The 14,997-nt window shown below is 71.0% G+C and carries 11 protein-coding genes; 7 read left to right on the top strand and 4 right to left on the bottom strand.

The window, feature by feature from the left end; translation table 11 throughout:
• The first annotated feature begins 2 nt into the window (after positions 1-2).
• Both dacB and D458_RS0116045 read left to right on the top strand, forming a co-directional pair.
• Positions 3-1,613 (top strand): D-alanyl-D-alanine carboxypeptidase/D-alanyl-D-alanine endopeptidase, encoded by a 1,611-nt coding sequence (gene dacB / locus D458_RS0116050; protein ID WP_017587773.1) that lies wholly within the window; start codon positions 3-5, stop codon positions 1,611-1,613.
• A gap of 169 nt (positions 1,614-1,782) precedes the next feature.
• Positions 1,783-3,804 carry an ABC1 kinase family protein gene (locus tag D458_RS0116045; protein WP_017587772.1) on the top strand — a complete coding sequence of 674 codons (2,022 nt, stop codon included), beginning with the start codon at positions 1,783-1,785 and terminating at the stop codon, positions 3,802-3,804.
• Between the two features lie 112 nt (positions 3,805-3,916).
• On the opposite strand, the gene D458_RS0116040 is transcribed toward D458_RS0116045, so the two are convergent.
• Positions 3,917-4,510 (bottom strand): TetR/AcrR family transcriptional regulator, encoded by a 594-nt coding sequence (locus tag D458_RS0116040; protein ID WP_017587771.1) that lies wholly within the window; start codon positions 4,508-4,510, stop codon positions 3,917-3,919.
• Between the two features lie 31 nt (positions 4,511-4,541).
• Complete coding sequence (locus tag D458_RS0116035) at positions 4,542-4,865, bottom strand: DMT family transporter (protein ID WP_017587770.1); 324 nt, start codon at positions 4,863-4,865, stop codon at positions 4,542-4,544.
• A 319-nt stretch (positions 4,866-5,184) separates the two neighbouring features.
• On the opposite strand from D458_RS0116035, the gene D458_RS0116030 reads away from it, so the two are divergent.
• A complete protein-coding gene (locus tag D458_RS0116030) occupies positions 5,185-6,483 on the top strand; it encodes a L,D-transpeptidase (RefSeq protein WP_017587769.1) in 1,299 nt (432 codons plus the stop codon).
• Positions 6,484-6,639: 156 nt separating this feature from the next.
• On the opposite strand, the gene D458_RS0116025 is transcribed toward D458_RS0116030, so the two are convergent.
• Positions 6,640-7,347 (bottom strand): TetR/AcrR family transcriptional regulator, encoded by a 708-nt coding sequence (locus D458_RS0116025; protein WP_017587768.1) that lies wholly within the window; start codon positions 7,345-7,347, stop codon positions 6,640-6,642.
• Between the two features lie 170 nt (positions 7,348-7,517).
• Between D458_RS0116025 and D458_RS0116020 the strand changes: the two genes are divergently transcribed.
• The 4 genes from D458_RS0116020 to D458_RS0116005 are packed head-to-tail and all read left to right on the top strand — an operon-like array spanning position 7,518 to position 13,322.
• Positions 7,518-9,980 carry a beta-glucosidase family protein gene (locus D458_RS0116020; RefSeq protein WP_017587767.1) on the top strand — a complete coding sequence of 821 codons (2,463 nt, stop codon included), beginning with the start codon at positions 7,518-7,520 and terminating at the stop codon, positions 9,978-9,980.
• A gap of 38 nt (positions 9,981-10,018) precedes the next feature.
• Entirely contained in the window at positions 10,019-11,437 is a 1,419-nt protein-coding gene (locus D458_RS0116015) for an ABC transporter substrate-binding protein (RefSeq protein WP_017587766.1), read from the top strand.
• Positions 11,434-12,405: a carbohydrate ABC transporter permease gene (locus tag D458_RS0116010; protein ID WP_017587765.1), complete on the top strand. Its 972-nt coding sequence runs from the start codon at positions 11,434-11,436 to the stop codon at positions 12,403-12,405. Before D458_RS0116015 ends, D458_RS0116010 begins: the two co-directional genes overlap by 4 nt.
• Complete coding sequence (locus D458_RS0116005) at positions 12,402-13,322, top strand: carbohydrate ABC transporter permease (RefSeq protein WP_017587764.1); 921 nt, start codon at positions 12,402-12,404, stop codon at positions 13,320-13,322. The genes D458_RS0116010 and D458_RS0116005 overlap by 4 nt, the downstream gene beginning before the upstream one ends.
• A gap of 56 nt (positions 13,323-13,378) precedes the next feature.
• On the opposite strand, the gene D458_RS0116000 is transcribed toward D458_RS0116005, so the two are convergent.
• Positions 13,379-14,947: a hypothetical protein gene (locus D458_RS0116000; RefSeq protein WP_040702482.1), complete on the bottom strand. Its 1,569-nt coding sequence runs from the start codon at positions 14,945-14,947 to the stop codon at positions 13,379-13,381.
• Positions 14,948-14,997: the final 50 nt, after the last annotated feature.

Here is a 14,997-nt window from a genome sequence, read left to right as displayed (position 1 = left end):
CCATGACCCCCGCCACCCCCCGCCGGCAGGAGCCGCTGCGCGGACGACGATGGCTGGCCGCGGCCGCCCTCGTCACCGCCCCGCTGGTCTCCCTCACCACGCTCACCTCCGCCCCGGCGTTCGCCGACACCGCGGACCCGGCGGAACGCGCCGAGGACCTGCGCGCCGACATCGACGCGATCCTGGAGGACCCCTCGCTGGAGGGCGCGACCTCCGGGGTGGTGGTCACCGACGCCGACACCGGCGAGGTGCTCTACGCGCGCGACGCCGACACCCAGCTGCTGCCCGCCTCCAACATGAAGGCCTTCACGACCGCCGCGGCGCTGGAGGTGCTGGGCACCGACCACACCTTCGGGACCGAGGCCGTGGTCGAGCGCCGTCCGGGCCGGGGCGACGTGCCGGAGCTGTACCTGGTCGGCGGCGGCGACCCCACGCTGAACGAGGCCGACCTGGACGCCATCGCCGCGGACGTGGCCGCGTCCGGCGTCACCTCGGTCGGCGACCTGTACGCCGACGACACGTGGTTCGACGACCAGCGGCTCGTGGACGACTGGTGGCCCGAGGACGAGCCCTACGCCTACTCGGCGCAGATCTCGGCCCTGACGGTGGCCCACGGGGAGCGCTACGACACCGGGGTGACCGAGGTGACCGTCTCAGCGGGGTCCGAGGGCGACGCCGTGAGCGTGGACCTGGGCGCCGCCGACGGTTACGCCGAGCTGGACAACCGGGCCGTCACCGGCCCGGCCGGCGGGGGCAGCAGTCTCGTGATCGACCGTCCGGCGGGCACCAACACGATCGAGGTCACCGGATCACTGCCCGCGGACGCCGCGCCGGTGGTGGCGCTGCGCACCGTGGACGAGCCCGCCGGGCTGGCCGGCCACCTGTTCGCCCAGGCCCTGGAGGACAACGGCGTCACCGTCAAGGGCGAGGTCGCACGCGGGGAGGTCCCCGGTGAGTGGCACCGCCCGAGGGTGGTCGCGGAGCACTCCTCCATGCCGCTGGGCGAGGTCCTGGTGCCGCTGATGAAGTTCAGCAACAACCAGCACACGGAGATGCTGGTCAAGAGCATCGGCCAGGAGGTCTCCGGCGAGGGGTCCTGGGAGGCGGGACTGGCCGCCCAGGAGGAGGCGCTCCAGCAGCTGGGCGTGGACACCTCCGACCTGGTCTTCAACGACGGATCGGGGTTGTCCCGGGGCAACTGGGTCACCGCGAACGGCGTCGTCGACCTGCTCGACAGCGTGCAGGAGGCCTCCTGGTACGAGGTCTGGCACCGCTCGCTGCCGGTCGCGGGCGACAGCGACCCGTTCGTCGGCGGCACCCTGGCCTCGCGGATGGGCGGTACCGCCGCGGAGGGGGTCGCCCAGGCCAAGACCGGCACGATGACCGGGGTGAGCGCGCTCTCGGGCTACGTGCAGGGCCCCGACGGCGGCGAGCTGTACTTCAGCGTGGTCAACAACGGCCACTCGGGTGCGGCGCCCAGGTCCGTGCAGGACGCGGTCGTGATCCGGCTGGCCGAGTACCTGGGCAACGAGGCCCCGGCGGGGACGGTCTCCATGAGCCGGGTGGACAAGGCCGGCGGTGAGCAGGAGTGCTCCTGGGAGCTGACCTGCTGATCCGCCGAACCGGAGCGACGGAGGGGCCCACGGGACGCGTTCCCGTGGGCCCCTCCGCGTGCGGGGTCCGGTGCGGCCGCGGAGTTGTCCACAGGCTGGGGGCACCGGCTGTCGCCGGAGGGCGGGACCTGGCAGTGTTGTTGCCCTCTCCCCAGCCAGAAGGACATTCATGGAATCACTGACCATCACCTCGGTGTTCGGCATGGTCGTCAGCCAGGTGCTGTCGCTGATCGTGCTGGTCCTGATCCTGTTGGGCCTGGGCAAGCTGGCCAGCAGACTCATGGACGTGCCGTTCAACCTGCCGAGGCTGGCCCTGGCGGCGCTGGTCGGGGCGCCGGTGGGATCGGTGGGCGCGATCCTCGCCTACTACGGCACCTTCGAGGCGCTCAACTCCAACGATCCGGCCGACCTGAACCAGCCCGGGTTCATGTCGCTGATGCTCTTCGCGATGGCGGTGGGCGCGATGCTCGCGTTCGTCGCCCTGGAACTGCTCCTGCCCCGGGGCACCAGGGTCCGTCCGGTGGCCATGGCCCGCGAGGCCAGGGACTGGTTCGGCAGGCTGGGCCGTTACCGGCGCATCCTGTGGATCCTGGCCCGGCACGGGCTGGGCGGCTACGTGGTCGGCCGCCGGGAGGGGGTCGAGGACACCTCGGCGCAGCGGCGCCTGGCCCGCTCCCTGGCCCGTTCCATGGAGGAGGCCGGGGTGGTGTTCGTGAAGCTCGGACAGGTGGTGGGTACGCGGCGCGACCTGCTGCCCCCGGTGTTCGTGGAGGAGCTGGGCCGTCTCCACAGCGAGGTGGCACGGGTCCCCTACGAGCAGATCCGCGACTGCCTGGAGGGCGAACTGGGCCGTGCGTCAAGTGAGGTGTTCGCCGAGTTCGACCCCGAACCCCTGGCCGCCGCCTCCATCGCCCAGGCCCACCTGGCCCGGCTGCACAGCGGCGAGGAGGTCGTGGTCAAGGTGCAGCGGCCCGGGATCGCCCCGGTGGTCCGGCGCGACCTCGACATCATCCGCAGGCTGGCCCGGCGCTTCGACGAGAACACCGACTGGGGGCCCGCGATCGGTGTGCTCGAACTGGCGGAGGGGTTCGCCGAGGCGCTGCTGGAGGAGCTGGACTTCGAGGTGGAGGCGGCCAACATCGCCGCCGTCGCCGACGCCACCAGCGGTTCCCCGGTGCGGATCCCGCAGGTCTACGAGGCCTACACCAGCCGCCGCGTCCTGGTGATGGAGCGTCTGCACGGGACCCAGGTCGACGGGCGCGAGCTTCCCCCGGAGGAGGGGGAGCGGATCGCCCGGACCCTTCTGGACTGCCTGCTCGAGCAGGTCCTGCTGAGCGGGATCTTCCACGCCGACCCCCACCCGGGCAATATCCTGCTGCTCGACGAGGGCGGGGTCGGGCTGCTGGACTACGGGTCGGTGGGCCGTCTGGACGCCCAGACCCGGGAGGCCCTCCAGATGATGCTGCTGGCCATCGACCGGGGCGACGCGGTGCTGCTCACCGACACCCTCCTCGACGTGGTCGACGACCCGGGGGAGATCGACTCCGAGCGGTTGCGCCGCTCACTCGGCCAGTTCATGGCGCGCTACCTGCACGGCGGGGCCGCCGCCAGCATGCGGATGTTCACCGAGCTGCTGATGCTGGTCACCCGGTTCGGGCTGGTCCTGCCCGCCGAGCTGGCGGCGGTCTTCCGGGCGCTGGCCACGCTGGAGGGGACCCTGGTGCACCTGTCCCCGGGGTTCGACACGGTGGCCGAGGCCAAGCGGTACGCCGGGGCGCGGATGTCCGAGCAGTTGGGCACGGGCAACCTGCGGGAGATGGCCTCGGGGGAGCTGATCGCCCTGCTGCCCACCCTGCGTCGGCTGCCGCGCAGACTGGACCGGATCACCGACCAGCTGCACAAGGGCCGCTTCACCGTGCAGGCCCGGATGTTCGCCCACCCCGAGGACCGAAGACTCCTGCGCTCGGTGCTGCGGAGCGCGGTCATGACCGTGCTGGCGGTGGTCACCGGGTTCATGTCGGTGGGACTGTTCAACGTCACCGAGACGCCGGGGGTGTCCTGGTCGGAACTGGCCACCCACGCGCAGGCGCTGAACCTGCTGGCCTGGATGCTGCTGGCGGCCACGGCGATGTTCGTGCTGCGACTGCTGGTGGACATGGTCCGGGACGGCGGCGACCGCAGGCGGAGATGACCGGGATCCGGCCGGTCCGTACCGCCGGATCCGGGACGCCTGCCCCTACCGCCGGATCCGGGACGCCGATCCGTACCGCCGGGCCGGGGCCGGGTCGGCGAGCGCAGCAGCTTCAGCGGGCGGCGTGCTCGCGGTCGATGAGACGCCGAAGGGCCCGGTGGACCTCGTCGGCACCGGGCGGCGGATCGGCGGTGCAGCAGCGCAGGAAGTAGCCGTCCGAGGCCGCGGCCACTCCGGCCCGAGCGGCGGGGTCGGGGAGGTAGGGGGTGAGGAAGGCGTCCACGGCCGCCGTCCAGCGGTCGATCTGCGCCCGCAGGGCGGGGCGCCGGGCCGCCATGAGGAACAGCTCCATCTCGGCCAGGGCGTGCGCGTGGTCGGTCTCCGCGCACTCGGCGATGAGGGCGGCGAAGCCGCGCAGGGCCTCGTCCGGGTCCTTCGGAAGGGCGTCGACCCGCCGGACGTAGGCGTCGTTCACCCGGGTGAGGGCGTCCACCAGGAGATCGTCGACGGTCGCGTAGTAGTAGGTGACGGTACTGGGCGGGACCCCCGCCTCGGCGGCCACCCGGCGCTGGCTGACGGCGGTGACGCCGTCCCGTGTGATGACGTCCATGGCGGCGTCCAGGAGCAGGCGGCGCCGCTGCTCCCCCTTGCGCCGGCGGCCGTCGCTGATGTTCTCCGGGTCCTCGAGCTGCTGGTCGGTACTCATGTTCTCCCCTCCTGTCGGCCCGTGCCGGCGGTCAGTGCTGTCCGCCCATCTCCAGGGCCATGACCCCGGCGATGACCATCGCGATGCCCCCCACCTGGACCCAGGTCAGGGACTCGCCGAGGAAGACGGCTCCGATCACCGCGAGCAGGGCGATCCCGATCGCGGCCCACACCCCGTAGGCCACACCGAGCGGCATGCCCCGGGTGAGTGCCTGGGAGAGCATGTAGAACGCTCCCACGTAGCCCACGACGACCAGGACCGAGGGCAGGAGCTTGGTGAACCCTTCCGAGAACTTCAGGGAGGTGGTGGCGAGGACCTCGAGGACGATCGCTCCGGCCAGCCAGATCCAGGGCATGTGACGTCTCCTTGTCTCCAAAAACCTGAGCGAACGGACAACTTTCATCCCACAAGAAACCTGAGCGAACGAACAACATTCTAGATCGGGCATGATGGCAGGGCAAGCAGAGGCGCTTCCGGGCAGCCGGAACCCCACCCCCTGGCGGTCCGGACCCGTACCCCCTGGGTGTATTCTCAGCGGTTCCGGGTGCCCCAGGGCACGTGTCCCGGATAACCGCTCCATACCGATGTACGGGATTTCTGAACCTTTTCCGTGCGGGAGCGTCTTACTCGGAGAAGTAGGTCGGGATTCGATTTTCAGCTATGGAGGTCCAGACGTGACGGGGAAGACCCACCCGGCGGTGGTGCGTCGGTTCGGCATCGGACTGGCGGCACTCGCGCTCGTCGCGACCGCCTGTACGTCCGGTGACGCCGAGACGCAGAGCAACGCCGATCCCGCCGACGAGACTCCGGTCGAGCTGAGCATCACTCCGGAGACCGGCAGCGAGGAGATCGCGCCCAACACCCCCGTCCGGGTCAGCGCCGAGCACGGGGTCATCACCGACGTCCAGGTCGACCAGACCGTGGTCAGCGAGGCCGCGGGCGAGGGCGAGGGCGGTGACGACGCCGACCTCTACGCCATGACCGGCACCCTCAACGAGGACGAGACCGAGTGGGTCAGTGACTGGAACCTGCGCCCCGGCTCGGAGATCGTGGTGACCGCCACGGCCGAGAACGAGGCCGGTGAGGAGACCGAGCTCAGCACCGAGTTCACCACCTTCGAGGCGGTCCCCGGCCAGCGCCTCGAACTCGTCTCCAACTTCCCCAGCTCCGGTGACACCGTCGGTGTCGGCATGCCCGTGGTGATCAACTTCGACCTGCCCGTCACCAACAAGGCACAGGTCGAGAACTCCATGAACGTCGTCGCCGAGCAGGAGACCGCCGGCGCCTGGAACTGGATCACCGACCAGATGGCGGTCTTCCGGCCCGAGGAGTACTGGGAGCCGTACCAGGAGGTCAGCGTCGACCTGAACCTCGCGGGCGTCGAGGCGTCCGAGGGCATCTACGGCGTGCGCAACTACCGGATCGACTTCGAGATCGGCCGCGAGCTCATCGCGACCATGCACGTGCCCGACCACGAGATGGTCATCCAGGTCGACGGCGAGGAGGAGCGCGTCCTCGAGGTGAGCAACGGCGCGGCCAACCGCGAGTTCGACACCACGACCACCGGCACGCACGTGCTGATGGAGCGCTACGAGCAGCTGACCATGGACTCGGCGACCGTGGGCATCCCCGAGGACGCCCCCGGCTCCTACAAGGTCGACGTGCAGTACGCGGTGCGCACCTCCAACAGCGGCGAGTTCGTGCACGAGGCGTCCTACAACGGCAACATCGGTTCGGCCAACACCTCCAACGGCTGCACCAACCTGCGCTACGACGACGCCAAGTGGTTCTTCGAGAACACCCTGATGGGTGACGTCCTCGACACCACCGGGACCGACCGCGAGTTCGAGCACGACAACGGCTGGGGTTACTGGCAGAAGTCCTGGGACGAGTGGCTCGAGGGCAGTGAGACCTCCGAGCCGCAGATGACCACCTACGGCACCCCCGGTTCCGTGCACGGTGAGGACCTGTGACACCGGCCTGAAGGCCACGGCCCGACGGGCCCGAGGGGGCGCCGCGGTGCGAACAGCACCGCGGCGCCCCCTTTTCTGTGTGTCCGGCACGCGTGCAGTCGGCACGCGGGTGCCCGGTGCTTGTGTGTCCGGTTCCGTTGGTGCCCGCTACGCGTGTCAGCCCTCCGTGTTCCCCGAGGCCTCCTGGGATCCCTCCCCTGAGCTCTTCCCGGTGTCCGCCCGGGTGCTCAGCCTGGCCACGACGGCGTCTATCACCAGCTCGGTGACGGCGGCCATGTCCACCGCCTCCGGGTCCAGCAGCCACTGCACCTGGAGCCCGTCCATGGCGGCGAGGACGGCCGCGGCCGCCGACCGGGCGGGGGAGTGGCCGCTCGGCCCGGGGGTGCCCGCGGCCTCCCTGTGCTCGGGACCCAGCCGGTCCAGGACCGCGTCCTCGACCTCCTGGCGCAGCACCGTGTAGCGCTCGCGGAACCACTCCTGCGCGGGATGGCCGGCGGTGGCGCTCTCGGCGGACAGCACGGCGTACAGCTGGGTGGTCCCGGGGCGCTCCGCGTTGCGTTCGGCGGTGGTGACCAGGTGGTCGAGCATGCCGCTGCCCGGGGGTGCGGGATCGTTGTTGTCGCGCAGCTCCAGCACGGCGGTGAGCAGGTCGGTCTTGGAACCGAAATGGTGCAGGACCCCCGCCGGGGTGATGTCGAGCATCGCCGCGATATCGGCCAGCGAGGTGTTGTTGAAGCCCTGGGCCGCGAACGCGTCGGCCGCGGTGCGCAGGATCTGCTCGCGCCGGTTCACCCGTTTGCGCGGGGCGCGTTCAGGGGGCCGGCCCTCGTTGGAGCGCGTCTCCGTGGGGGTCGTCTCGCTCATTCCTGCTCTCCACTTCCTTGTACCGCGGGGGTACTCCGGGCCGACAGCCGGGACGTCGAGGCCGGGGCGTACCCCACGCTATCGAGACTTTCCCACTCCCCCTTGACTTAATGAACATTTAGTAACTAGTCTCTCGCCTCAAGAGACACAGATCACAGGGCTAGGGGCTCATGGACTCGGAACTTCACCAGCGCGTCGCCCGCCTGTCCCTCGAGGACAAGGTGCGCCTGCTCACCGGACGTACCGGGTGGGTTCTGCATGAGAGCCCCGAGGCCGGACTGCTGCCGGTCACCGTCTCCGACGGCCCCGCCGGGGTCCGCGGTACCGACCTCAACCAGATGGAGCACTCGGCCAGCACGCCCAGCCCCACAGCGGTCGCCGCCTCCTGGGACACCGGGCTCATGGAGCGCGTCGGGCGCTTCTTCGCCTCCGAGGCCCGCCGCAAGGACGTCGACGTCGTCCTCGCCCCCGTGCTGAACCTCCACCGCTCCCCGGCCGGCGGCCGCCACTTCGAGTGCTTCTCCGAGGACCCCCTTCTCACCGCGGAGCTCGGCGCCGCCTTCGTCCGCGCTGTCCAGGGCGAGGGCGTGGGCACCTGCCCCAAGCACTTCATCGGAAACGAGACCGAGCACGAGCGCACCAGCTACCACTCCCGCATCGACGAACGCACGCTCCGCGAGGTCTACCTGCCGCCCTTCGAGGCCGTGCTCGACGCCGGGGCCTGGATGGTCATGGCCGCCTACAACGGGGTCGACGACGGGGCCGAGGCCGCCGGCATGACCGACCACCGGGGCCTCCTCACCGGACTGCTCAAGGACGAACTCGGCTTCGACGGGGTGGTGTGCAGCGACTGGGCCGCCGCCCGCAGTACCGCGCCCTCCGCCAACGCGGGACTCGACCTCGTGATGCCCGGCCCCGACGGCCCCTGGGGCGATGCCCTGGTCGAGGCGGTCCGCTCCGGTGAGGTCGCCGAGTCCGTGGTCGACGACAAGGTCGCCCGCCTGCTGCTCCTGGCCGAGCGGGTCGGCAAGCTCGACCAGGACACCGCCCCGGCGGTGGACGGCGAGGACGAGCGGGTCGTCCTGCGCGAGGTCGGCGCGCGCGGCCACGTCCTGCTGCGCAACGAGGGCGGCGTCCTGCCGATCGCCGCCGACCGGGTCCGCAGCGTGGCGCTCATCGGTCCCAACGCCGTGGACGCCTACACCCAGGGCGGCGGTAGCGCGCACGTCAACTCCAAGTACCTGGTCAGCCCGGCCGACGGGCTGCGCGAGGCCCTGCCCGACGACGTCGAACTCACCCTCGTGCGCGGCGGCGACCCCCGCCGCCACCTGCCGGTGGTCACAGCCGAACGCCTCACCGAGATCGACCTGACCTTGTACGACGGCTCGGGGATGACCGTCGACGGCCCCGAGGTCACCGGTGGGGCGTTCCACATCGGGGCGCCGAAGGAGGCCGAACGGGCCGCCCTCGACGCCGTGCTCACCCTCACCGAACCCGGCACCCACCTGGTGGAGGTCGCCGTGGTGGGACGCCACACCAGCCGGATCGACGGTGAGGTCGTCAGCGAGGCCGACGCCCCCGCCTCGGTCGACGACATCCTGGAGTCCCGCCACTCCAACCCCGACGGTCCCCGTGTCGGGATCGAGGTGGCCGAGGGCGACGGTCCGCGCAGGGTGCGGATCCGGGTCGAGGCCGAGGTCGGCGACTTCGGCGGTTTCGGCCGCGCGGTCATCTCCCAGATCCGCCACCGGCCCCCCGGGCCGACCGACGAGGAGGAGATCCAGGAGGCGGTCCGGGCCGCCGAGGCCGCGGACGTCGCGGTCGTGGTGGTCGGTACCAACAACGAGGTCGAGTCCGAGGGCTACGACCGGCCCACCCTGGACCTGCCCGGCCCGCAGGACGAACTCGTCCGCCGGGTGAGCGCGGCCAACCCGAACACCGTGGTCGTGGTCAACGCCGGCGCCCCCGTGCTCCTGCCCTGGCTGGACGAGGTGCCCGCCGTCCTGTGGTCCTGGTTCGGCGGCCACGAGTACGGCCACGCCCTCGCCGACACCCTCACCGGCCGCGCCGAGCCCACGGGACGACTGCCCTGGACCCTGCCGCGCGACCACGACGACGTCCCGATCATGGACACCCGGCCGGTGGACGGCGTCCTCACCTACGACGAAGGCGTGTTCGTCGGCCACCGCGCCTACGACCGGGACGGGGTGGAGCCCCACCGCCCCTTCGGCTTCGGGCTCGGCTACACCGACTGGGAGACCGACGGCGCCGAACTCTCCGCCGCCGCCCTCGAGTCCGACACCCTGGTGGAGGGCCTGGCCGCGGACCCCCTCACCGTCACCGCCACCCTCACCAACACCGGTGCCCGCCCCGGACGCCACGTGGTGCAGGTCTACGTGGAGCCGCCCGCCGAGGGCGGACCCGCCCGGCCGCTCCGCTCCCTGGCCGCCTTCGCCTCCGTGCACGCCGCGCCCGGAGAGCAGGTCACGGTCCACCTCGACATCCCGCCGCGCAGTCTCGCGGTCTGGGACCCCGCTGCGCATTCGTGGCGCACCCCGAAGGGCACCTACCACCTCGCGGTGGGTTCCTCCAGCCGCGCCCTCGCGCACCGTCTCCCCCTCGACGTGCGCTGAGTCCACCCCCCACCGCAGGTTTTCCCTAAGGAACCAGCATGAAAGTTCCCATCCCCCGCAGAGGACCGGGCGGGCTCACCCGACCGGGCCTGTCGAACCAGGGGCTCTCCCGCCGAGGGCTGCTCCGAGCCGGGCTGACAGCGTCCGCTGCCGGCTCCGTCGCGGCGCTCGGCGGATGCGCGGCCACCGTCGGCCCCGTGGGAGAGCGGCCGCTCGTGCCGCCCAAGGCCCCGGACGAGAACATCACCCTCACCTACTGGACCTGGTGGCCCGCACTCCAGGCCGTCGCCGACATCTGGAACGCGGAACACCCCGACATCCAGGTCCGGGCGGTCACCATCCCCGGTGGCCTCGACGGCGGTTACGCGAAGATGTTCAACTCCCTGGTCGCGGGCAACCAGCCCGACCTGGCCCAGGTCGAGTACTTCCAGATCCCCTCCTTCCTGCTGGAGAACGGACTGGAGGACCTCAGCCGGTACGGGGCCCTGGACCACATCGAGCGCTTCGACGAGTGGCAGTGGCTCCAGGCCTCCTACATCGACGGTCACTACGGCATCCCCGTGGACTCGGGCCCGCTGATGTACTTCTACCGGGCCGACAAGTACGAGGAGTGGGGCATCGACGGCGCCCCCGCCACCTGGGACGAGTACGCCGAGGCGGCCCGGCGCGCCGCGGCGGCCGAGGACGGCGCCGCCATCGAGTCCTTCCCGGTCGGTGACGCCGACTGGCTCGCGGGCATGTGCATGCAGGCCGGAGCCCAGTGGTTCAGCACCGAGGGCGGGGAGTGGACGGTCAACTTCGTCGACGACGCCTCGGCACGGGTGGCCCGCTTCTGGGAGGAGCTGGTCAACGAGGACGTCCTGGACCTCACCCACCCGGTGTGGTCCACCGGCTGGTTCCAGGGCCTCCAGCAGGGCACGATCGGGACCTGGACGGTCGGCAGCTGGGGCGACGCCATCATCAAGGGCAACGATCCCGACAACCCGGGCCGCTGGGAGGTCTCCGGGATGCCGCAGTGGGAGGGCGAACCCCGCCGTGAGGGCACCTGGGGCGGTTCCGCCTCGGTGGTCCTCAGCGGTGCGCGGCACCCCCACGAGGCGGTCCGGTTCGCGAACTGGCTCAGCACCGACCAGCGCGCGGTGGACGCCATGATCACCGAGTGCGGGATCGGGTGGGCGGCATCCGAGGAGGTCAACGAGAACGCGGTCCGCAACGAGGGCCCCGACCCCTTCTTCTCGGACCAGAACTACACCGACATCGTCGCCGAGGCCACCGAGCACATCCCCACCGAGTGGGTGTGGGGGCCGACGCTCAGCGCCACGAAGAACCACATCGGCGACGCGTTCCGCTCCGCGGTCGCGGACGGCACCTCCTTCGTGGACGCCTTGGCGCAGGCCCAGGAGAACACCGTCCGGGACATCCGTGCCAAGGGCCTGTCGGTGAGGAGCGAGTCATGACGACCACCACGCGTGTCCCGGCCTCCCCGAGTCCGTCCGGCCGGTCGGCCCCCACCCGGGATCGCGCCCCCCAGCGCGGGTTCCGGACCGGGAATCTGGTCCCCTGGGGTTTCCTGGCCCCGTTCGTCGGCCTCTTCGTCCTGTGCTTCCTGCTGCCGATCCTGTACGCGGTCTACCAGAGCTTCATCCAGGTCCGCCGGTTCGGCCTGTTCGGTGAGGAGGGCCGCGAGACCGTCTTCGCCGGGTTCGACAACTACGCCCGGGCCCTCGGCCAGGACGCGTTCGTCGACTCGATCGGCCGCGTCCTGCTGTTCGGGATCGTCCAGGTGCCGGTCATGCTCGGCGCCGCGCTGCTCCTGGCCCTGCTGCTGGAGTCCGCCTCCGCGAAGTGGCCCGGCTTCTTCCGGGCCATGTACTTCATGCCCTACGGCGTCCCCGGTGTCGTGGCCTCGCTGCTCTGGGGTTTCCTGTACACCCCGGGCCTGTCCCCGGTCATCGACGTCGCCGGGCTGGTGGGCCTGGAACTGGATCTGCTCGGTCCGACCAGCGTCCTGTGGTCGATCGCCAACATCATCACGTGGCTGTTCATCGGCTACAACATGCTCATCCTGATCGCGCAGCTCAAGACCATCCCGGGCGAGCTGTACGAGTCGGCGCGCATCGACGGTGCCGGACCGTTCCAGATCGCCTGGCGGATCCAGATCCCCCTCATCCGCCCCGCCCTGGTGCTGACCACGATCTTCTCGATCATCGGCACCCTCCAGCTGTTCGCCGAACCCCTGATCATCGCGGGCTTCACGGTGAACATCGACTCCGCGTACACGCCGAACATGGCAGCGTACAACTCGGCCTTCACCGACAACGACTACAACGTGGCGGCGGCCCAGTCCGTCATCGTGGCCGTGACGGCCTTCGTGCTCTCGTTCGGGTTCCTCTGGTTCATGAACAGGAAGGGCCGGAACCGATGACGGTCACTGCCGACGCCACGAAGCCCGGAGGCAAGGCCTCCGCCCCCCGCCCCACGGGCAAGGGGGTCGCCACCGGCGCGCCCCTGCGCTCCAAGATCCTGGTCACCGCGATCCTCGCCGCCGTCACCGCGTACTTCGTCATCCCGGTGCTGTGGGTGTTCGTCGCCTCGACCAAGACCACCTCGGACCTGTTCAACTCGTTCGGGTTCGGGCTCGGCAGCGAGTTCGCCCTGTTCGACAACATCGCGAGGGTGTTCAGCGTCAACGGCGCGATCTTCCTGCGCTGGACGTTCAACAGCATCCTGTACTCGGTGGTCGGAGCCCTGCTGGCGACCCTGCTCGCCGCCGCGGCCGGGTACGCCCTCGCCAAGTACCGGTTCCGGGGCCGCGAACTGGTCTTCGGCATGGTGCTCGGCGGGGTGCTCGTCCCGGCCGCCGCCACCGCCCTGCCGCTGTACCTGCTGTTCAGTCAGATCGGCCTGGCCAACACCTACCTCGCGGTGCTGCTGCCCAGCCTCATCTCCCCGTTCGGCCTCTACCTGTGCCGGATCTACGCCGACGCCTCGGTGCCGGACTCGATCATCGAGTCGGCCCGGTTGGAAGGCGCCGGGGAGGGGCGCATCTTCTTCTCGCTGGGGCTGCGCCTGATGGCCCCCGCCCTGGTGACGGTCTTCCTGTTCCAGATGGTCGGCATCTGGAACAACTTCTTCCTGCCGCTGGTGATGCTCGCCGACGAGGAGTTGTACCCGATCACCCTGGGCCTGGTGACCTGGCAGTCCTACCAGGGCCGTGACATCGAGATGTACACGAACGTCGTCACCGGCTCCATGCTGTCGATCATCCCGTTGGTCATCGCCATCGTCGTCCTGCAGCGCTTCTGGCGCGGCGGGCTGACGGAGGGTTCGATCAAGGGCTGATCCCCAAGACCGGCGGGGCCCTCGTCCGAGCCCTTCGGGGGTCCCGCCGCCCACAGTCACTCCTGCCCCGGGCCCCCGGTCAGGCCGCACATGGGGTCGAGGCAGGTGACCCGGGTGTGCCCCACCAGCAGGACGGGCCGGTCACCGTCCAGGGAGAGGACCAGTACGGGCGCCGAGTCCCAGTGGTTCTCCGGGGTCGGGGTGGACCGGACGTCGCTCAGGTGGAGGAGTTCCACGCTCTCCCAGCTGGAACAGCCGGGGTCGGCGCAGGCGAGGAAGGTCAGCATCGCGCTGTCCCCGGCCAGGAACGCCATCCGGGGACGGTCCCGGTCGTCGACAGCCAACCCGGGCGGAGTGTGGAGGACGGTGATCGTGCCACCGCCCAGGGAGACGGTGTCCCACTCCGAGCACTCGGTGTTCCGGCAGTCCCGCAGGTGGACGTCCCGGTCCCGGTCCGCGACCAGGGGGCGGCCGTCCGAGCGGGTCACCTCGACCGGGGCGTGCTCCCCGTACTCGGCCGGTGCCGCGTCCCCCGTCAGCTGGTGGAACTCGCCGCGGTCCAGCCGCTCGGTGGTCACGACCGGGGCGCCGTGAGGGTTGGCCCCCAGGACACCGCCTCCGACCAGGGGTACCGCCACGAGGACGGCGAACAGGGCTGCGGCGGCGATCGGTCGGCGGTGGGGCGCCTCGGCGGTGGCACCACGCTCGTCCAGCTGGTCGGCGATCCACTCCCCGTCGGACAGGCCTGCGATCGGCACCGGGCCGGGGCGGGTCCACAGCGACTGCGCGGTCAGCAGGAGCACGGGCAGCGGGGCGAGGAAGAGCACCAGCAGGATCTTGAGGCCGAGTGCGGTCCCGAGGGCGGGGACGGTTCCGGCCGCCGTCTCAGCCATCCGCTCCCCGATCTCCTGGGGCAGGAGGAGCAGGGCGGCCAGCGGGAACAGGCACAGCACGTGAGCGATCCGGCGGCGACGGCACAGCAGCCAGGCCGCACCGATCCCCTCGACCAGGGTCAGACCGCGGAGCAGGGCGACGGGCATGCCGATGAGCAGGGGTGTCAGTGCCACCAGCAGTGCCACCCCGATCGGCAGCCAGAACACCCCACCCGCGATCCCCGAGGAGAAGCCCTGGAGGTGGGAGACCAGCGCCGCGAAGCCCATTCCGCCGGTGATCAGGGAGACGGGCACGTACGCCAGCACCACCACCGCCCACGTCAGCAGCAGGGGGAGGCGGCGCAGCACGGCCTTGACCACGGCGCGGGCGGGGAGCCGAAGACCCAGGAGCAGGGCTGCCGCGACCAGTGATCCGGCGGCCAGGCCGAGGACCCAGCCCACGAAGGTCAGCGCGCCCCCTGGCCAGCCGGGCTCCAGAGTGAGGACGCCCAGGGTGAGTGAGTCGTCGAAGCCGGGTCGCGTCGGCGGCGCGAGTACCTCACCGTCGACCACGCGGGCGCCTTCGGTCTCCCTGATGTTGTAGTAGGCGCCGAGCGCCTGGCCGGGGAGGAGGGGGAGGGCGGTGGCCGCGAGCAGGGCGATCGGGTGCCGGGCGTAGAGGGACAGGGGGAGCCACAGGACGGCGCGGAGGGTGCTGGGCACCTCGGGGTCCACGGCGGGGGATTCGGGCACGGATCCTCGATGGGAGAGCGGGTTCGGTGCAGAGTGAGCCGGGGCGGGGG

This window comes from Nocardiopsis ganjiahuensis DSM 45031, from assembly GCF_000341085.1.
In the GTDB taxonomy this organism is placed as follows: domain Bacteria; phylum Actinomycetota; class Actinomycetes; order Streptosporangiales; family Streptosporangiaceae; genus Nocardiopsis; species Nocardiopsis ganjiahuensis.
The sequence above is the reverse complement of the archived record's forward strand: the minus strand, read 5'-3'. Positions and strand labels throughout refer to the sequence as shown.